The sequence below is a fragment of the Enterobacter cloacae complex sp. 2015409 genome (assembly GCF_041365315.1).
Classification (GTDB): Bacteria; Pseudomonadota; Gammaproteobacteria; order Enterobacterales; family Enterobacteriaceae; genus Enterobacter; species Enterobacter pseudoroggenkampii.
Genome location: NZ_JBFTVM010000004.1, coordinates 246,045 through 265,542 on the forward strand (window position 1 = coordinate 246,045; position 19,498 = coordinate 265,542).

Here is a 19,498-nt window from a genome sequence, read left to right on the forward strand (position 1 = left end):
CTTCCTGCATTAGATAGAAGGGAGATTATCTGTGGCCGTTCATTTACTTATCGTCGATGCACTTAACCTGATTCGCCGTATCCATGCGGTACAGGGGACGCCTTGTAAAGACACCTGTCTGCACGCGCTGGAACAGCTTATCCGCCACAGTGAACCCACCCATGCGGTCGCGGTATTTGATGACGAAGCCCGCAATACGGGCTGGCGGCACCAGCGTCTGCCGGACTACAAAGCCGGACGCGCACCGATGCCGGACGATCTTCACGCTGAATTGCCCATGCTGCGCGCCGCATTTGAACAGCGGGGCGTCCCCTGCTGGGGGGCACAGGGAAATGAAGCCGACGATCTCGCGGCCACCCTGGCCGTAAAGGTGGCGAGTGCCGGGCATCAGGCCACGATCGTTTCAACGGACAAAGGCTACTGCCAGCTGCTCTCCCCCACTATCCGCATTCGCGACTATTTTCAAAAACGCTGGCTGGACGCGCCGTTCATTGCCAGCGAGTTCGGCGTATCGCCTGAGCAACTGCCGGACTACTGGGGGCTGGCAGGCATCAGCAGTTCTAAGGTTCCGGGTGTCGCCGGTATTGGGCCGAAGAGCGCCGCACAGCTGCTGACCGATTTTCAGAGTCTGGAAGGAATTTACGCCCGTCTGGATGAGGTGCCAGAAAAGTGGCGCAAGAAGCTGGAGGCGCATAAAGAGATGGCGTTTATCTGCCGGGAAATCGCAACACTACAGACGGATTTACAGCTGGACGGGAATTTACAGCAGCTGCGTTTAGAACGTTAAAACGACGACACGGGTTTGTAGGCCCGGTAAGCGCAGCGCCACCGGGCAAAACAAAGCACGCACTATCGCTCGTCGCGACGTCCGCCGACCGCGGCCCACCAGCGACGAATATGCACCGTCACCTCTTCGCGGTCGTGATACAGCTGACGCGCCTGGATCTCCACGTTAATACCGTGTTCGTCCATCTGCTCCTGAATGTACGCAAGGTTCTGCGACACTTCCTCATAGCGCTTTTTCATCGGCAGCTTGAGGTTGAAAATGGTCTCACGGCACCAGCCGTTCACCAGCCAGGAGGCCATCAGCGCGGCGACTTTTGCCGGCTTCTCAACCATATCGCACACCATCCACGAGATGTTGTTACGGTTCGGGCGATAGCGGAAACCATCTTCACGCAGCCACGTGACCTGCCCGGTGTCCATCAGGCTTTGCGCCATTGGACCGTTATCAACGGACGATACCCACATATTGCGTTTCACCAGTTGATAGGTCCAGCCGCCCGGGCACGCGCCAAGGTCGACGGCGTACATGCCGTTTGCCAGACGCTCATCCCACTCATCCGCCGGGATAAAGACGTGGAACGCCTCTTCCAGCTTGAGCGTGGAACGGCTTGGCGCATCGGACGGGAAGCGCAAACGCGGGATGCCCATAAAGAAGGGAGAGTTGTTGGTAGTGTATGAATAGCCTGTATAGCAGCAGCCTGGTGCGATAAAGAAGATATGCACCACCGGACGCTTCGGCGTTTCGTAGTTCGTCAGCACGCCCGCATCACGCAGCGCCGCACGCAGCGGCACGGTGAATTTACGACAGAACTTCATCAGCTCTTTACTTTCGTTGGTATCCGCCACTTCAACGCGCAGATCGCCGCCCTTCTCCACCACGCCCTGCAGCATGCCGACAATTGGCGTGATGCGGTCTTCCGGCGGAAGATCCTTCAGCAGCTCACCCGCAACAAACATCTGGCGAGCAAAGATCAGCGAGCTGAACGGCAGCTCGCGTGCCAGCTTGTCTGCGTCTTCAGGCTGATAGCACTCGAATACCACATAGCCCGCGTTCTCTTTTACGCGGGCAAAGCCGAAGACTTCGCGCTTCGCCGCTTTATCGGTAATTTCCGCGGCGCACTCTTTCTCAAACCCCGGGCGACAATATAAAACAACCTTATTCATGAACAACGCCCTTGCGTTTCAGACGGATAGCTCCGATAAACATTAATACCCAACCCGCCAGGAAGCTGAAGCCGCCGACAGGTGTAACGAACGCCCACAGACGCAGATGTGAGAGCGCAAGGCAGTACAGGCTACCGCTGAACAACACGGTACCCAGCGCCATGAACACGCTGCTCCAGTAAAACCAGATACTGATACGGCGCTGCATCGCCACTGCCAGCCCAAAAATAGCCAGCGTATGGAACGCCTGATATTCAAGGCCGGTCTGGATCCAGCCCATCTCTACTGCGCCTAAAGATTTGCTTAAGACATGTGCGCCAAAGGCGCCCAGTGCAACAAAAATAAAGCCACTCACCGCGGCAAAAATCAGCATGAATCGGCTGGTCATGTTTAAGTCCTGAATTGATGCGTGCCCGGCACACAAACGTTATTGTTCATACCTGAAGCGGAATTTTTCTTGCTCGGTTGCCGCTTTCGCCAGTATCCACTGCCGGAAGGCGGCTATTTTACCCAGTTCTGCCTGACTGTCATGACAAACCAGATAAAACGCATTCTTGCTGACCAGTACATCATTAAAAGGGCAAACCAGGCGGCCTGCCTCAATTTCGGACTGCGCCATGACGTTGTTCGCCAACGCCACGCCCTGCCCGTGAATGGCAGCCTGTAACACCATCGCACTGTGGCTAAAGATGGGTCCCTGCTGCACGTTTATATGAGTAAGACCTAATTGACGGGTATAAGTTTGCCAGTCACGTCGAGAGGCATCATGCAAAAGCGTATGCTGAGCCAGGTCAGCGGGTGACTTCAGCGCCTTTTCACCTGTTAACAGCAGAGGAGAGCAGACCGGCAGGAGATATTCTGCGTATAATTTCTCAACACGCAAGCCCGGCCAGTTACCGCGACCATAAAAAATGGCGACGTCCACGTCATCTGCCAGCTTATCTTCCTGACGATCTACGGCCTGGATTCGAACGTCGATCCCCGGATAAGCTGAGTTAAAGCTTGAAAGTCTTGGCACCAGCCATTGAATGGCAAAACTGGGCAATAAACTGACGGTCAGGGCACCTTTTGCACTGCGAGCCTGCAGCTTACGCGTGGCTTCCGTAAGCTGGGAAAAAATCTCTTTAATATCCTGAAAATAGCTCTGCCCCTCTTCGGTCAACAGCAACGAACGGTTGCGTCGACGAAACAGCTTAAGGCCCAGAAAATCCTCCAGAGACTTGATTTGATGACTTACTGCGGCCTGTGTCACAAAAAGCTCATCGGCTGCGCGGGTGAAGCTCAGGTGACGTGCTGCTGCATCAAAAACACGTAATGCATTGAGGGGTGGCAATCGCTTTGACATGGTTATCTGGCTTAGATGTTAACGGATTTTAACAAACAGGAAACAACGTTTAACCTATTAGTTTTTTTTATCTGAGCCATTATAATTTGTCCGTTGAGGAACTACCAGCAAATACCTATAGTGGCGGCACTTCCTGAGCCGGAACGAAGAGCTTTTTTCGGAATGCGTGTTCTGAAGGGCTTTTGGCTTACGGTTGTGATGTTGTGTTGTTGTGTTTGCAATTGGTCTGCGATTCAGACCACGGTAGCAACGCTACCAATTTTTCACTTCCTGTACATTTACCCTGTCTGTCCATAGTGATTAATGTAGCACCGCCAATTTGCGGTGCTTTTTTTTCGCCTGCGATCTATTAGTGCTCGATCTCTTTCATCTCTTTCACGTCCGTGCGGTTGATCTGCTGCTTGTTCCCGTTAGCATCTTTGTACGAAATCATCCCGGTATCATTATCGGTAGTCGGTTTCCCTTCCGAAACGATAGAACGACCATCGTTGGTGTGCATCACGTAGTTGTTACCGGAACACGCGCTCAGGGCAAAAGTAAACGCACAGGCAGAAATGATTGCAGCTGTCTTATTCATGATTATTCTCCTTTAGCAATTAATGCTATTCAAACCTCGATTTATAACAGGCTAAAACATCCGCCTAACACTATTTAGCATAACCTGCTTTTTTAGGGTCATCAGGATAAGCAGACAATTCTGATAGATATCAACCTCCTTGCCCTGCCGCTGAAATTGCGCGACGATCGCTATATTGAAATGAGGAATCCCATGAACGCTTTCAGCCCTGCGCAGTTCCGCGCACAGTTTCCGGCCCTGGCCGATGCCGGTATTTATCTGGACAGCGCCGCCACCGCCCTTAAGCCCCAGGCGGTGATTGAGGCCACGCAGCAGTTCTACAGCCTGAGCGCCGGGAACGTGCATCGCAGCCAGTTTGCCGAAGCGCAGCGTTTAACCGCGCGCTATGAAGCGGCACGCGATCAGGTCGCGCACCTGATCAATGCCGAAAGCGGGAAAAACATCGTCTGGACGCGCGGTACGACCGAGGCCATCAACATGGTGGCCCAGTGCTACGCGCGCCCGCTGCTTCAGCCGGGCGATGAGATCGTCGTTAGCGAGGCGGAACATCACGCCAACCTGGTACCGTGGCTGATGGTGGCCGAGCAAACGGGTGCACGCGTGGTGAAGCTTCCACTGGGTGCAGACCTTCTGCCCGATGTGACCCGTCTCCCCGAGCTGATTACCTCCCGCAGCCGTATTCTGGCGCTCGGACAGATGTCGAACGTCACGGGAGGCTGCCCGGACCTGGCTCAGGCCATTCGCATCGCCCATGCCAGCGGGATGGTGGTAATGGTCGACGGCGCGCAGGGCGTGGTGCACTTCCCCGCTGATGTGCAGGCGCTGGATATCGACTTCTATGCCTTCTCAGGACATAAGCTCTACGGACCAACCGGTATAGGGGCGTTATATGGCAAGCCAGATCTGCTGGCAAAAATGACGCCGTGGCTCGGTGGCGGCAAAATGATTACCGAAGTGTCGTTCGATGGCTTCAAAACTCAGGACGTTCCCTATCGTCTGGAAGCCGGTACGCCGAACGTGGCGGGGGTGATTGGCTTAAGCGCGGCGCTGGAGTGGCTGGCAGAAACCGACATCGTTCAGGCTGAAAGCTGGAGCCGGGGACTGGCGACGCTGGCAGAGGAAGAACTCAAAAAGCGCCCGGGTTTCCGCTCGTTCCGCGTTCAGGACTCCAGCCTGCTCGCCTTTGATTTTGCGGGCGTTCATCATAGCGACATGGTGACGCTGCTGGCCGGGTATGGCATTGCCCTGCGTGCCGGACAGCACTGCGCCCAGCCGCTGCTGGCGGCGCTCGGCGTTAACGGTACGCTGCGCGCCTCGTTTGCGCCGTATAATACCCAAAGCGATGTCGACGCGCTGGTTGCCGCCGTTGACCGCGCCCTTGAAATACTGGTGGATTAATGACTAGCGCTGCTTTAGCCGGACATCCGTTTGGCACGGTCATCACAGAAGAGACCTTAAAACAGACCTTCGCCCCGCTCCAGCAGTGGGAAGATAAATATCGTCAGCTGATCCTGCTGGGTAAACAGCTCCCTGCGCTTTCAGACGATCTCAAAGCGCAGGCGAAAGAGATCGCAGGCTGTGAAAACCGCGTCTGGCTGGGCGTGAGCGTCTCCGGCGAGAAGCTGCACTTCTTCGGCGACAGCGAAGGCCGCATTGTCCGGGGCCTGCTGGCCGTATTGTTGACCGCTGTGGAAGGGAAAAGCGCGGCGGAACTGCTGGCACATTCGCCGCTGGCGTTATTTGATGAGCTTGGGCTGCGCGCGCAGCTCAGCGCCTCGCGCGGTCAGGGGTTGATCGCGCTCAGCGACGCGGTACTGGATGCCGCACGTCAGGCTCAGGCCTGACGTTCCGCCTTCGCCATCATTTTCTTAAGGGCGTGAGACACCGCCACAAAGCCGAAGGAGGCGGTCACCATGGTGGCCGCGCCAAAGCCTGAGGCACAATCCATTCTCTTTGGCCCTTCCGCCGTGCTTTTCATCGCACACACGGAACCGTCCGCCTGCGGGTAGACCAGCGCTTCGGTCGAGAACACGCAGTCGACGCCCAGCTTGCCTTTGCTGTTCTTCACCACGTTAAAGTCGCTTTTCAGGCGTTCACGCAGCTTGGCGGCAAGAGGATCCTGAATGGTTTTCGCCAGATCGGCCACCTGGATCTGCGTCGGATCGATTTGCCCGCCCGCGCCGCCCGTCGTGACCAGCGGCACCTTGTAGCGGCGGCAGTATGCGATCAGCGCCGCTTTTGGCCGTACGCTGTCGATGGCGTCAATCACATAGCTGTAGCCTTTACTCATATACTCCGCGACGTTATCTGCCGTCACAAAGTCGTCGATCACCGTCACGCGGCACTCCGGGTTGATCAAGCGGATACGCTCCGCCATGACCTCAGACTTCGCCAGGCCGACGTTATCACGCAGGGCGTGGATTTGACGGTTGGTATTGGTGACGCACACGTCATCCATGTCAATCAGCGTGATTGCACCAATACCGGTTCTCGCCAGCGCTTCTGCCGCCCACGATCCCACACCACCAATGCCCACGACGCAGACATGCGCATCCGCAAACAGCTGCAGGGCTTTTTCACCATATAAACGTGCCGTCCCGCCAAAACGCTGGCGCCAGGCGTCGCTGATTACCACAGACATAAAACCTCAGATGTAAAAAGGGTGAGGTTTTCCTCACCCTGAACAGTAATCCGTATTGCGCTCAGAATACCACAATCAGCCGCTGAATACGTTTCCAGCGCCCGGCGCCGCCTTCAGTACCCACACGCGTCCGTAGTGGTTATACCAGCCCGCGCGGTGGCCAGCGTCAGGGCCAATGCCCTGATAGATATCGAAGTGCTGGCCTTTGATCGCCCCGCCGACGTCCAGCGCCACCATCAGACGCAGCTCATACTGGCCGTTGAACTTGCCGTTGTTGTCCAACAGAGGAACTTCAGCCAGCAGCGTGGTGCCTGCAGGAATAATCGAACGATCCGATGCTACCGACGCGCGGCCAATCAGCGGAACGGCACTCGCCCCTTTCACCGGGGCGAAGTTTTGCGGTTTGAAGAAGACGAACGACGGGTTCTGCTCCAGCAGCTCACGCACCTCGGCTTCGCTGTGTTTCTCGCCCCACTCGCGGATCGCCTGCATCGACATATCTTCTTTCTTCACTTCGCCGCGGTCGATCAGCACCTTGCCAATACTGCGATAGGCGTGGCCGTTTTTACCGGAATAGCTAAAGAAGTTAAGCGGTGAACCGTCGCCAAAATCAATGTAACCGCTGCCCTGAACGTCCATGATGAAGTTATCCATCAGGGAGTTGCTGTAGGCCAGAACGTAGTTTTCGCTCAGCGCACCGGAGTAGATCTCAGCTCGAGACGGCAGACGACCGCGTTTTGGCGGCATACGGTAGATAGGATACTGGAACTCGCCCTGACGCGAGTGTCGTGCCTGAATAACCGGGGTGTAATAGCCGGTAAACTGAACGTTGCCGTAGTTATCGGCCCCTTCCATCTGCCAGGCGTCGATACCAAACTGGCGCATGTTGCGCGTATCGCCGCCTGCTTTCAGCCAGTCCTGGACCGCGTTATACACGCTACTCTGGGTGCCATACAGACGCGGCGACGCGTTGCGGATCTGGTAGACCTGCTCGGAGAAATCACCGGCATTAATCGGTGCGCCGACCGCATCAGGCTGATTAACTAAAGAGAAAGGCTGGGATAACTTCCCGTCTTTATACTGTTGACCGCGATCGGTCGGTTTGGAAGAACAGGCCGCAAGAATCGCTACCATTGCGCCCGCCATCAGATACTTCGCCCAACGTCCTTTCATTATATCTCGTCTTTAAGTTGCCCATTTCCGCGTGATGAAGATAACAAACCGCCAGGGCTAATGAAATGCGATCGCATGCCCTTTGGCAAATTTTGCGCAAAAAATAGTCCAAACAACGCCATGTCGTTCAATTTGCATACAAAATCATGATAAATGTGAAAAAGGGGTTGCATCACAAACCTATCCGAGTATAGTGCGCATCCACGGACGCGGGGTGGAGCAGCCTGGTAGCTCGTCGGGCTCATAACCCGAAGGTCGTCGGTTCAAATCCGGCCCCCGCAACCAATTAAAATTTGATGAAGTATCTTCTACGACTGTAGAAAGACGGACGCGGGGTGGAGCAGCCTGGTAGCTCGTCGGGCTCATAACCCGAAGGTCGTCGGTTCAAATCCGGCCCCCGCAACCAATCAAATTTAAAGAAGTAAGCTTCTACAAGAGTAGAATGACGGACGCGGGGTGGAGCAGCCTGGTAGCTCGTCGGGCTCATAACCCGAAGGTCGTCGGTTCAAATCCGGCCCCCGCAACCAACACTTCTAAAACAATAAACACCCTTAAGGGTGTTTTTTTGTATCTGTCGTTTGTGAATTTGCCGGGCGTGAACCCGGCCAAAAGATCTACCCGCGCCGCGCCAGCGTCGCCCCGTCAGAGAAATACGCACGAATCCCTGCCAGAATCGACTCCGCAACCTCCTGCTGGAATTTTGCCGTCTTGAGCTTACGCTCCTCTTCCACGTTACTGATAAACGCGGTTTCAACGAGGATGGACGGGATGTCCGGCGCCTTGAGTACCGCAAACCCGGCCTGTTCAACGCTGTTTTTATGCAGCTTATTGATGTTGCCCAGCTTGCCCAGTACCGCTTTACCAAACTTCAGGCTGTCGTTAATGGTCAGCGACTGCACCATATCGAACATAGTGTGGTCGACGTAGCGATCGCCGCTTTTACCCACGCCACCGATCAGGTCAGAGGCGTTCTGGGTGTCCGCAAGGTATCTCGCGGCGGTACTGGTCGCGCCTTTGGTTGAGAGCGCAAACACCGACGAGCCGCTTGGCTGACGGCTGGTAAACGCATCCGCATGGATCGACACGAACAAATCGGCACGCTGCTTCTGCGCTTTCGCCACCCGGACCTTCAGCGGAATGAAGACGTCCTCATTACGCGTCATATAGGCGCGCATATTGCCTTCTTTATCAATCAACGCTTTCAGGCGGCGCGCAATTTGCAGCACCACGTCTTTTTCACGCGTGCGGTATTTCCCCACCGCGCCAGAGTCTTCGCCACCGTGGCCTGGATCGAGCATGATCACAATCGGACGATCGCGCCCTGCTTTCCCCGGCTGCGGACCGCTTTGCGCAGGGGGCACCTGACGCTGCAAATCGCCCTTGTTGTAATCCTCCAGCAGGGCAAGAAGCGGATCCTGAATATCCGTCGCATTGGCCGGGTAGAGATCCATCACCAGGCGCTCTTTGAAGGTCGCAACAGGCGCCAGGGCAAATAGCTGCGGCTTAACGTTCTGCTTCAGTTCAAACACCATGCGCACGGTTTGCGGATCGAACTGCCCGACGCGCGCCGATTTAATAAACGGATCGTCACCGCGGATCTGCGCCGCCATTCCTTTCAGCACGGAGTTGAGGTTAACGCCTTCGAGATCCACCACCACACGCTCCGGGTTGCTGAGGGCAAATTGCTTATATTTCAGCACGCGATTGGATTCAACCGTCACGCGCGTATAGGTCGACGATGGCCAGACGCGCACCGCCACGACCTGGCTGGTGGCGGCAAGACCGACCTGACTGACGCTAAGCAACCACATTGCCCCGGCCCCTTTTAACAAACGGCGGCGGCTTATTGCTGAATTGGATCCCGACATGCTTCTCCCGAGCAAGAACACTGACTGATATACAAAATGTCCAGATTGACCGAAAACTTTAACGAATGACGCATAAACTGTCATCTATAAAAGGGTAAACAATCATACGCTAACGCACGGATTACTTACCAATTTCTGTGGGTCGCGGAAAATTTGCGCTTGCACACGCGACCACAATCGAATAAAAATACACAAATTACGAATAAACATTCATTAAGGGTTGTGCCATGGTGAAGGAACGTAGAACCGAACTGGTCCAGGGATTCCGCCATTCTGTTCCCTATATCAACGCCCATCGGGGAAAAACGTTTGTCATCATGCTTGGCGGCGAAGCCATTGAGCATGAAAATTTTTCCAGCATCGTCAATGACATTGGCCTGCTGCACAGCCTGGGGATCCGCCTGGTGGTGGTCTATGGCGCGCGCCCGCAGATCGACGCCAACCTGGCCGCTCACCACCACGAGCCGATTTACCACAAACATACCCGCGTCACCGATGCCAAAACCCTTGAGCTGGTGAAACAGGCGGCGGGTCTGCTGCAGCTGGATATTACCGCTCGCCTGTCCATGAGCCTGAACAACACGCCGCTGCAGGGGGCGCATATCAACGTCGTGAGCGGCAACTTTATCATTGCCCAGCCGCTAGGCGTGGACGATGGCGTGGATTACTGCCACAGCGGCCGTATTCGTCGTATTGATGAAGAAGCCATTCATCGCCAGCTGGACAGCGGTGCCATCGTGCTGATGGGCCCGGTCGCTGTCTCTGTAACGGGCGAAAGCTTTAACCTGACGTCTGAAGAGATCGCCACGCAGCTGGCGATCAAGCTGAAGGCGGAAAAAATGATTGGGTTCTGCTCCTCCCAGGGCGTGGTGAACGATGAAGGAACAATCGTGCCGGAACTCTTCCCGAACGAAGCCCAGGCCCGCGTGGAGGCGCTGGAAGCCGAAGGCGATTACCACTCCGGCACCGTCCGCTTCCTGCGTGGCGCCGTGAAGGCCTGCCGCAGCGGCGTGCGCCGCAGCCACCTGATCAGCTATCAGGAAGACGGCGCCCTGCTGCAGGAGCTGTTCTCCCGCGACGGTATTGGTACACAGATTGTGATGGAGAGTGCGGAGCAGATCCGCCGCGCCACCATCAACGATATCGGCGGCATTCTGGAACTGATCCGCCCGCTGGAACAGCAGGGTATTCTGGTGCGTCGCTCACGCGAACAGCTGGAGATGGAGATCGACAAATTCACCATTATTCAGCGCGATAACCTGACCATCGCCTGCGCCGCGCTCTATCCGTTCCCGGAAGAGAAGATCGGTGAAATGGCCTGCGTGGCGGTGCATCCTGATTACCGCAGCTCTTCACGCGGTGAAATGCTGCTTGAGCGCGTGGCGGCACAGGCGCGCCAGATGGGGCTGAGCAAGCTGTTCGTCCTGACGACGCGCAGCATTCACTGGTTCCAGGAGCGCGGGTTCACGCCGGTGGATATCGATTCTCTGCCGGAAACGAAGAAAGAGATGTACAACTATCAGCGCCGCTCAAAAGTGCTGATGGCTGACCTGGGATAATGCGACGCCCTCACCGTCCGGCGAGGGCTTTCGTTCAGAGGGATTCAAATATCGCGCCCAGCCCGCTTCGACGTTCCGTACGGGTGGCAATCGCCTGCACCAGCACGCGTTCATCGGTATACAGCGACAGGCGCTGACGCGCGCGCGTTATGGCGGTATAGATCAGCTCTCGGGTAATGACGGGGGAAAGCTGCGTGGGCAGGATCAGCGCCGCGTGGTTAAATTCGGAGCCCTGGGATTTATGCACCGTCATCGCCCAGGCGGTTTCATGCTCGGGCAAACGGCTGGGCTGGAAAGACTTCACGCTGCCGTCCGGCATCTGGAACCAGACGCGCAGTCCCTGACCGCAGTCGAGCGCAATCCCGATATCCCCGTTAAACAATCCCAGCGCGCTGTCGTTACGGGAGATCATCACCGGTCGCCCTTCGTACCAGCGCGAGTGCGGGGTACGGTTAATTTTGCGTTTTTGCGCCAGCAGCTGTTCCAGCCTGTCGTTAAGACCCCGGACACCAAAGGGGCCTTCCCTCAGCGCACAGAGCAACTGATATTCGCCAAACGCGGCAATGACCTGCTCCGGCGAACTTTGCTGTTGTACGTCCGTCAGAAAGCGCTGGTACCCCTGCAGGGCGTCGTCAAGCATCGCCTGATACTCTTCCGCGCTTTGCAGCGATTTTTTCTCAATATCCGTAAAGGTTCCGTCAAATACCGCCGTGGTGGCGCGCCGGTCGCCCCGGTTCACCGCTGCCGCAAGCTGGCCGATGCCGGAGTCGCTGCCGAAACGGTAGCTTTTTTGCAGCAGACACAGGCTGTCGCGCAGCGCCCCTGCTAGCGAATGATTTTCAGAGGTGAGCGAGCATCCGGTGAGACGGGCTAACTCCTGAGCGCGTTCAGCGGTATATCCCAGGCTGGCATAGGTACAGATATCACCCAGTACCGCCCCCGCCTCAACGGAGGCAAGCTGGTCACGATCGCCGAGGAAAATGACGCGCGCGTGCGGCGGTAGCGCATCGATCAAACGCGACATCATCGTCAGGTCAATCATTGAGGCTTCATCCACCACCAGCACGTCAAGGTGCAGCGGATTACCGGCATGATAGCGCAGACGCTGGCTACCCGGCTGTGCACCAAGCAAACGGTGCAGCGTGCTGGCCTCATTGGGGAAAAGCGCAAGCTGCTCACCGGTTAGCGGCAGCTTTTGCAGCGCGCCGCCTAACGATTCCGTCAGACGTGCCGCCGCTTTACCGGTGGGGGCCGCCAGGCGAATACGGCACTTTTGCTCACCCGATAACTGAATCAACGCGGCAAGCAGTTTTGCCACGGTGGTCGTTTTCCCGGTACCCGGGCCGCCAGAAATCACCGAGATCCGTCGCGTTAAGGCCACGGCAGCCGCCACTTTCTGCCAGTCTGTCTCGTCGTCAGAGGTGAACAGCGTATCCAGCGTTTGCCGCAGCTGCGTTTCATCGCAGGGAAGCGGGGCGTTGGTCTCGCTGAAAAAGCGCGCTACCGTCAGTTCGTTACGCCAGAGCCGGTTAAGATACAAACGCTCGCCGACAAGGATCATCGGCGTCCCGGTATCGGCTCCGCTCACGGCAGGCGAGCCGAGTAGTATCTCCTGCCAGTCCACTGCGTCACCCAGCAGCGCGAAGCACGCCTGTAAAACCGGAGGCATCTTCTCATCCACCGCCAGACGCGACAGCGGCAGACACACGTGCCCCTCCCCCGCGTCTTTGCTCAGAATGGCGGCGGCAAGCATGACGGCAGGCTCCTCACCTGCCACCATCATGGCGAACTGCACATCCAGGTGGCGCAGTAATCGTTGTTCTACCGCGTCCAGCAGTAGCGCCTGCATCGTCATGCCACCTCCTCCGTGCCTGCAGCAAACAGGTTATCCATTTTTTCAATCAGTTCCGCAGCCGGACGCGTGCTAAAGACGCCGGAACGCGGGTCGTTAGCATCCACGCCGCGCAGGAACAGGTAAATTACGCCGCCAAAATGCGCTTCGTAGCGGTAATCAGCCATGCGATGGCGCAGGTAACGGTGCAGCGCCAGGGTATAAAGCTGGTACTGCAGATCGTAGCGATGCATCTGCATGGCCGCGGCCATCGCGTCTTGCGTGTAGGCTTCGCTGCTTTCACCCAGCCAGTTCGATTTGTAATCCAGCAGGTAGTAGCGTCCTTCGTGGCGGAAAACCAGGTCGATAAAACCTTTGAGCATCCCCTGCACCTGGCGGAAGTTCAGCGGCGGGCACCCGGCGGATAACGGATCGTACTCGCGGATCACCGCATCAAGCGCCTCAGCCCTGAGCGGGCTGGCGATGGGGAGATAAAACTCCATCTCCACCTGCTTATCTTTGGTAGTCAACTGGCTAAGCGAGATCCCCTGCGCGGTGAGCGGAGCATGCAGAACCGCGCGGATCCAGTCGGTGAGAACCGGCTGCCAATGCGCGTCGTAACCACCGCTCTGTAACATCTTCAGCACCCACTCTTCGGAAACCGGCTGGGTAAAATCCAGCTCTTCAAACAGGCTGTGCAAAAACGTGCCTGGAGAAGCACCGCGCGGGAACTGGTGCGGCGTGAGCACCGGCTCAGCGGGTACGCTACCGGCCCCCGCGGCATCCACGTCCAGTTTTGGCATCAGATCCTGAGCGATACTCTGCCCGTGCTGTTGTAAACCGGAGTAGCTGGTGACGCGCCAGTCGTCGGCTATCGTACGCACAACCTGGCGGGCATGGAGCGCTGAATCACGCAGCTCCGGCATCTGCCAGCGGCTGTTGTCGGGCAGCGAAGGAATATGCAGGGCAACATGCTCAGTGCAAAGGGATTCGATGCACTGGCGCAGGCCCGCCGCGTCTTTGGGTTCACCCTGCTGAATAAGCCGCCCCAGCGCGCTCAGATGAAAATCGCTCTCCCCGCTTTTTTCGCCACGGCGACGGAACAGAGGCGCAACGCCCAGGCTGCAGTGCCAGACCGAACGGGTCAACGCTACGTAGAGCAGGCGCAAATCTTCCGCCAGACGTTCAGCCTCTGCCAGCTCAACGCTGGACTCCGCGTTGCTGAGATCGAGCACCGCCTCAAAAGACTCGCGATCGTGATAAAAGGCCTGATCCTGCACGCGGTAATTGGCGATAAACGGCAGCCAGACCAGCGGATATTCCAGGCCTTTCGACTTGTGAATGGTGACGATCTGCACCAGATGTTTATCGCTCTCAAGGCGCATCTGCTGGCTGGACGAATTGCTGTTCGGATCGGCAATCTGCTGCGCCAGCCAGCGCACCAGAGCGTGCTCGCTCTCCAGCTGCGTACCCGCTTCCTGCAACAGTTCGCTGATATGTAAAATATCGGTCAAACGGCGCTCGCCGCCTGCTGTCGCCAGCATATTCTCCGCAATGTGGCGCTGCGCCATGAGCTCGCGCACCATTGCCATTACCCCGCGCTTCTGCCATTTTTCGCGGTAGCGAACAAACTCTTCGACCACGGCATCCCATGCGGCTTCGTCATTGTTGAGCGCATCAATATCCCGGGCATTCAGCCCGAGCATCGCGCTCGCCAGTGCGCTGCGCAGCGTGCTTTCCCGCTCCGGGGCCAGCACGGCCTGCAGCAGCCATAGCATCTCCTGCGCTTCCAGCGTTTCAAAGACGCTGTCGCGGTTTGAGAGGTAGACGGAGGGGATATTCAGTAACGTCAGGGCGTCGCGGATGAGCGCGGCCTCCTGACGGCTACGCACCAGTACCGTAATATCCGATGCCTTTACCGGAGTGGGTTTATCCCCCTTCCACAGCAGCGCGTCATCGCGCGCGCCCGCACTGAGCCAGTCACGGATTTGCGCGGCACAGTGCTGGGCCATGGCATTTTGATAGTCGGCAACGCCGCAGCCTTCCCCATCCAGCAGCCAGAAGTTCATGGCAGGCTGCGTCTCGCCGTTGAACTCGAAGCGCAACGAGGCATTTTTCTCGGCAAACTTTACCGGCTGAAACGGGATCTCCCGGAACATAAACGCCGTATCCATGCGGCTGAAGAGCCCGTTGACGCTTTCCACCATGCCGGGAGAGGAGCGCCAGTTGGTATCGAGCGTGTAGTGCGCGTCAACCTCACTGCGGGCTTTCATGTAGGTGAAAATATCCGCACCGCGGAAGGCGTAGATAGCCTGTTTCGGATCGCCGATTAGCAGCAGCGCGGTGTCGGGCTGCTGGCGCCAGATACGGCGGAAAATGCGGTACTGCTGCGGGTCGGTATCCTGAAATTCGTCGATCATCGCCACCGGGAAACGGGTGCGGATCGCGGCGGCAAGCGCTTCACCGTTTTCACTGCACAGCGCCGCATCGAGGCGGCTCAGCATATCGTCGAAACCCAGTTCACCCCGGCGGCGTTTCTCACGCGCGACGGCTTCGCGAATTTCCGTCATGGCGCGGGTAATCATCAGATCGTTGAGCGTTAAGGGCTCCGCCAGCAGGGATTCAATCGCCACAAACAGGGGATGCTCAGGGACAATGCCGTCGGCTTTGGTCCGCTCAACCAGGAAACGTTGGGAGAATTTCTCCAGCGCGTCCGGGAGCTGGTAGCCTCGCGTCTCTTCCTGCGCCCAGGCGCTGATCTTGTCGATCCATTTCCCCTGATTGCCACGGTTAAACTTGCGTCGGTCAATCCCGGAATTTTCGATGATTGCGTCAATCTCGCCAACGGACTCAAGCCATTTTTGCTTGATGTCGGCAATCTGCGCGATGATCTTTTCATGCCGTGAGGCCAGCGTTTCATCTGCCGGCGGCGGGGATTTGATGACCGGCGCTTCCCCCTGCAGATAACGATCGATAGCGCGCAGCAGCGCCTCCGGGCCCTTCCACAACGCGTGTACGGCTTCGGCGATATCGCGCGGTAACGGGTAGCAGTGGCGACGCCAGAAATCCGCGCAGGCCTGATAGCGAAGCACGGATTCATCTTCAATAAGCTGCTGTTCGAACAGCATACCGGATTCAAACGCATTCAGGCTCAGCATGCGCTGGCAAAAACCGTGAATGGTGAAGACGGACGCTTCATCCATCTGCCGTTCGGCGAGGAGCAGCCACTGTGCTGCTTGTTGCTTATCGGCAATCTCTTCCAGAAGACTCGCGTAGAGAGGGTTATTCGTGCTCTGACGCAGACAGGCGATGCGCAGCTCGTGGATATTGGTACGAATACGGCCCCGCAGCTCAGCGGTAGCAGCCTCGGTGAAGGTCACCACCAGCAGCTCTTCAACGCTCAAAGGGCGTGGAAAAGCGGCGTTGCCGCCAAGCCCCAGCAGCAGACGCAGATAGAGGGCGGCGATGGTGAAGGTTTTTCCCGTTCCCGCTGAGGCTTCAATCAATCGTTCACCCTGCAGAGGTAAACGTAAGGGATCAAGGGACTCAGCGGTATCGGTCATTCTTTCTTACTCCAGGGCATAGATTGCTGCAGCGCGCTGACGCTTTTCCAGACTTTCCAGCCTTTCGGGTTCACGTACTCCGTTTTCCCGTTCTGGCTACCGGAAACCTGGGACAGGATGGTGATACCCTGCGGCTTAATGACCGCCTGATGGAAGAAGTCGGCAACCTTCTGCGGCGTCAGCTGTTTTATCTCGGCCACTACTTTATCACGCGAATCAAAATTCAGATTACCGCGATCGAAATCTTTGCTCAGCTGCGAGGCTTCTTCACCCAGCGTCTGCGGCGGCTGCATTACCTGCGCGATGACGGCCTGCTGGATCTGAGCAAACTCTTCCGGCTTCATCGCGCGCAGCTTTGCTTCCACCTGCGGGAAGAAGGCCTGGTAACGCTGCCAGAGATACGCCGGCTGTTTGTCGCTGCTTTGCAGCAGGAAGCCCAGCCCCCACTGTCGGCCGACGTTCATGGAGAAGGCAAATACCGCGTAGCCAAGCTGCTCTTCTGTGCGTAACTGGTTATAGAACCACGGCTGAATAATTTGTCCCAGCACGGCGCTCTGCGCTGAGCTGGCGAATTCATCATACCCCGTTGGCACAAAGACCGCGGCCAGCGCGGAATCCGTGCTGTTACCCGTCTTTTCAAAAATCACATTCTGCTTTTTCTCAACCAGCACGTCCTGGTTGCGGCACCACTCGTCGCCTTTCGAACCGAGCTGAGTGCGCACATTCTCCGCCAGGGTTTTGGCCTGATCCTCACTCATGTTGCCGACGATCAGGAACTCCGGGCGCGTGTTGGTTTTCAGCGCGTCACGGTACGCCAGCACGTCTTTTAAGGAGATCGAAGGCAGCAGCGCGCGGCGGTCTTCTCGCTGGAAATAAGGAACCTGCGACAGCATTTGCGCCGGCATAAGCGCCAGATCGTAAGCTTTGCCCTTCTCCGCAGAATCCATCATCTGGGCGTACCACGATTTGGCCTGCTCAAGCTGCTCTTCCGTCGGCGTGTAGCTGAAATACCCTTCCAGCAGTGCCTGGAACAGCTGAGGCAAACGCTGGGTATAGCCGTTTGCATTGAGCATCAAACCGTTGTTGGCGTTGGTGGAGAAGCTGATGCCGCCCACGGCCGCCTGGTTGCTGAGCTGATCGAGCGCAATCCCGGCGAGATAATCATTGAGCGCGAACATCACCTGATTTTTGGCGCTGTTCATCGCTTTTGGATTACGCAGCACCACGCTGACATCGGCCTTTGGCTCGCTGGCGAAATAGCGGCTTGGGGTATACACGACGCGCAGCGTTGGCTCATCAATGATCAGCGCCGGGTGCGGGTAATCTTTAGTCGTTTTGGTCAGCGAGAAGTCATCCGGAATATAGGGGTTCAGCTCCGGCAGCTTCAACGCAATCTCCCCGGCCTTTTTCTGCCAGTCGGCGAAGGTCTGTGCGCTGATTTTATCTACCTGATAAGGGGCATCGACAAAGTACGCCGTCTTGTTATGCGGTTCGTTCGGGCTGATGAACCAGATGCGGGCATTCTCCGGCGTCATCATCGCCAGGCGGGATTTTACCGCCCCGGCGTCATACCGGTCGGCAATATTTACCGCATCGAGGGTATGTTCCACCGGCACGCGGATCATGGTATCCGCCAGCCACTCAACGTAATCCATGTCGCGGGTGATGGACGGGTAACGGAAATCGAGATCCAGCACGTGGGCAAGTTCATCAAAATAGCGCTTATCGACGCCTTTCTCGCGCAGTAAAGCGAGGTAGCTGAAGATAGCCGCCACGACTTCATCACGGTTGGCCTGTCCTTTGTCGGTCAGGGTGGCGGAGATCGCCAGCACGCCGCTATTGCCGTTCACAACCGGATCGGAGTCGGCGCGAATACCTTCCACCAGCCCCTGTTTTTGCAGCCAGTCAGAAAGCGTACCCGGGCTACGGTTACCTATCAGGTAGGTCACCAGCTCATCGGTTTTACTGCGAAACTGCGCGGTGTTGTTATCGATGCGGAATTCCACGCGCAGCACTTTGCGCGGCAGCGCCGGCACGTAGTGGATAACGATGCCTTTTTGCGCGTCCGTAACCACCGGGACGTTTATTTGCGGCAGGTCGATATTTTTATTCGGCACCCGGCCAAACGTTTTAGCCGCCATGTCTGCCAGCTCCGGCAACGGTTTATTGCTGTAGATGACCGCTTTCATCAGGTTGGCGGAGTAGTATTTATCGCGAAACGCGTGCAGGGCATCCAGCACCGGGCTGTTCGGTTTGTCGCTTAACGTCTCAAGGTTACCGCCGGAGAAACGCGAACCCGGGTGTGCAGGGTTGATGGTTTCGGCACTGACCTGGGCCATGCGCATACCGTCTCGCGTGCGGGCCATGGTCAGCTCGGCATTCACCGCATTGCGTTCACGATCGGCATATTTTTTATCCAGCAACGGGGCGGCGATGGAATCAGCAAGGCGATCGACCGCCCCTTCCAGCGCATCATTTTCGACTTCAAGATAAAAGGCCGTGCGGTACGGTGCCGTGCTGGCATTGTGGCTGCCGCCATGCATTTTCAAAAATTCGGACAGGCTATCTGGCTGCGGGTATTTTTTTGACCCCATCAGCGTCATATGTTCCAGATAGTGCGCAAGACCAGGATGAGCGTCAGGATCTTCCAGCGATCCAACCGGCACCACTAATGCCGAAAGGGATTTCACCGCCTGCGGATCGGAAACCAGCAGTACGGTCATGCCGTTATCAAGACGAATAGCCTGATATTGACGGGTATCTTTTTCGCTTTTACGAATAGTTTCCTGAACGGGTTGCCAACCGGAGTCTGCCTGAGTGACGGGTACCCAGAGGGCGAAAAACAAAACAAACGCTTTAAACAAGGTGCTACCTCTTTATCACGGCTACATCATTAACACATTGCGTGCTGGACACGCCAACATCTCTTTATTGGGTACATCAGTCCGTGATAAGAAGTGCATCATAAATGAACACCCCATGCTGCGCAAT

The 19,498-nt window shown here is 56.8% G+C and carries 14 protein-coding genes and 3 tRNA genes; 7 read left to right on the forward strand and 10 right to left on the reverse strand.

Annotated elements, in window-relative coordinates; all coding sequences use genetic code 11:
- The first annotated feature begins 31 nt into the window (after window positions 1-31).
- Window positions 32-787 carry a flap endonuclease Xni gene (gene xni, locus ACDO57_RS19100; RefSeq protein WP_021241892.1) on the forward strand — a complete coding sequence of 252 codons (756 nt, stop codon included), beginning with the start codon at window positions 32-34 and terminating at the stop codon, window positions 785-787.
- Window positions 788-849: 62 nt separating this feature from the next.
- On the opposite strand, the gene rlmM is transcribed toward xni, so the two are convergent.
- The 4 genes from rlmM to ACDO57_RS19120 all read right to left on the reverse strand — a co-directional run bounded on the left by rlmM (window position 850) and on the right by ACDO57_RS19120 (window position 3,872).
- Window positions 850-1,950 carry a 23S rRNA (cytidine(2498)-2'-O)-methyltransferase RlmM gene (gene rlmM, locus ACDO57_RS19105; RefSeq protein WP_023309030.1) on the reverse strand — a complete coding sequence of 367 codons (1,101 nt, stop codon included), beginning with the start codon at window positions 1,948-1,950 and terminating at the stop codon, window positions 850-852.
- Entirely contained in the window at window positions 1,943-2,338 is a 396-nt protein-coding gene (locus tag ACDO57_RS19110) for a DUF423 domain-containing protein (protein WP_023309031.1), read from the reverse strand. Before ACDO57_RS19110 ends, rlmM begins: the two co-directional genes overlap by 8 nt.
- A gap of 39 nt (window positions 2,339-2,377) precedes the next feature.
- The gene (gene gcvA, locus ACDO57_RS19115) at window positions 2,378-3,295 is read right to left on the reverse strand and encodes a glycine cleavage system transcriptional regulator GcvA (protein WP_024909282.1); all 918 of its coding nucleotides are present in this window, start codon (window positions 3,293-3,295) and stop codon (window positions 2,378-2,380) included.
- A gap of 349 nt (window positions 3,296-3,644) precedes the next feature.
- Window positions 3,645-3,872 carry a YgdI/YgdR family lipoprotein gene (locus tag ACDO57_RS19120; protein WP_008499648.1) on the reverse strand — a complete coding sequence of 76 codons (228 nt, stop codon included), beginning with the start codon at window positions 3,870-3,872 and terminating at the stop codon, window positions 3,645-3,647.
- Window positions 3,873-4,064: 192 nt separating this feature from the next.
- Between ACDO57_RS19120 and csdA the strand changes: the two genes are divergently transcribed.
- Window positions 4,065-5,270 carry a cysteine desulfurase CsdA gene (csdA, locus tag ACDO57_RS19125; RefSeq protein WP_208763239.1) on the forward strand — a complete coding sequence of 402 codons (1,206 nt, stop codon included), beginning with the start codon at window positions 4,065-4,067 and terminating at the stop codon, window positions 5,268-5,270.
- On the forward strand, window positions 5,270-5,716 hold the full coding sequence (gene csdE, locus ACDO57_RS19130; RefSeq protein WP_023333259.1) for a cysteine desulfurase sulfur acceptor subunit CsdE: 447 nt from the start codon (window positions 5,270-5,272) through the stop codon (window positions 5,714-5,716). The genes csdA and csdE overlap by 1 nt, the downstream gene beginning before the upstream one ends.
- Here the strand turns inward: csdE and tcdA are convergent.
- Entirely contained in the window at window positions 5,707-6,513 is an 807-nt protein-coding gene (tcdA, locus tag ACDO57_RS19135; RefSeq protein WP_006811804.1) for a tRNA cyclic N6-threonylcarbamoyladenosine(37) synthase TcdA, read from the reverse strand. The genes csdE and tcdA overlap by 10 nt on opposite strands.
- A gap of 75 nt (window positions 6,514-6,588) precedes the next feature.
- The gene (gene mltA, locus ACDO57_RS19140) at window positions 6,589-7,686 is read right to left on the reverse strand and encodes a murein transglycosylase A (RefSeq protein ID WP_370884437.1); all 1,098 of its coding nucleotides are present in this window, start codon (window positions 7,684-7,686) and stop codon (window positions 6,589-6,591) included.
- Window positions 7,687-7,894: 208 nt separating this feature from the next.
- On the opposite strand from mltA, the gene ACDO57_RS19145 reads away from it, so the two are divergent.
- The 3 genes from ACDO57_RS19145 to ACDO57_RS19155 all read left to right on the forward strand — a co-directional run bounded on the left by ACDO57_RS19145 (window position 7,895) and on the right by ACDO57_RS19155 (window position 8,213).
- Window positions 7,895-7,971: transfer RNA gene (locus ACDO57_RS19145), tRNA-Met, on the forward strand.
- 44 nt (window positions 7,972-8,015) lie between these two features.
- A tRNA-Met gene (locus ACDO57_RS19150) sits at window positions 8,016-8,092 on the forward strand.
- Window positions 8,093-8,136: 44 nt separating this feature from the next.
- Window positions 8,137-8,213, forward strand: a tRNA-Met gene (locus ACDO57_RS19155).
- A gap of 87 nt (window positions 8,214-8,300) precedes the next feature.
- On the opposite strand, the gene amiC is transcribed toward ACDO57_RS19155, so the two are convergent.
- Complete coding sequence (gene amiC, locus ACDO57_RS19160) at window positions 8,301-9,554, reverse strand: N-acetylmuramoyl-L-alanine amidase AmiC (protein ID WP_370884438.1); 1,254 nt, start codon at window positions 9,552-9,554, stop codon at window positions 8,301-8,303.
- Window positions 9,555-9,781: 227 nt separating this feature from the next.
- Here amiC and argA point away from each other — a divergent pair, with 227 nt between their 5' ends.
- The gene (gene argA, locus ACDO57_RS19165) at window positions 9,782-11,113 is read left to right on the forward strand and encodes an amino-acid N-acetyltransferase (RefSeq protein ID WP_008499655.1); all 1,332 of its coding nucleotides are present in this window, start codon (window positions 9,782-9,784) and stop codon (window positions 11,111-11,113) included.
- A 34-nt stretch (window positions 11,114-11,147) separates the two neighbouring features.
- On the opposite strand, the gene recD is transcribed toward argA, so the two are convergent.
- Genes recD through ptrA form a run of 3 tightly spaced genes read right to left on the reverse strand, consistent with a single transcriptional unit; the run spans window position 11,148 to window position 19,371 of the window.
- Window positions 11,148-12,968, reverse strand: coding sequence for an exodeoxyribonuclease V subunit alpha (gene recD / locus ACDO57_RS19170; RefSeq protein ID WP_370884439.1), 1,821 nt, complete (start codon window positions 12,966-12,968; stop codon window positions 11,148-11,150).
- Window positions 12,965-16,507: an exodeoxyribonuclease V subunit beta gene (gene recB, locus ACDO57_RS19175; protein WP_370884440.1), complete on the reverse strand. Its 3,543-nt coding sequence runs from the start codon at window positions 16,505-16,507 to the stop codon at window positions 12,965-12,967. The genes recD and recB overlap by 4 nt, the downstream gene beginning before the upstream one ends.
- Entirely contained in the window at window positions 16,504-19,371 is a 2,868-nt protein-coding gene (gene ptrA / locus ACDO57_RS19180; protein WP_248272360.1) for a pitrilysin, read from the reverse strand. The genes recB and ptrA overlap by 4 nt, the downstream gene beginning before the upstream one ends.
- Between the last annotated feature and the right edge of the window lie 127 nt (window positions 19,372-19,498).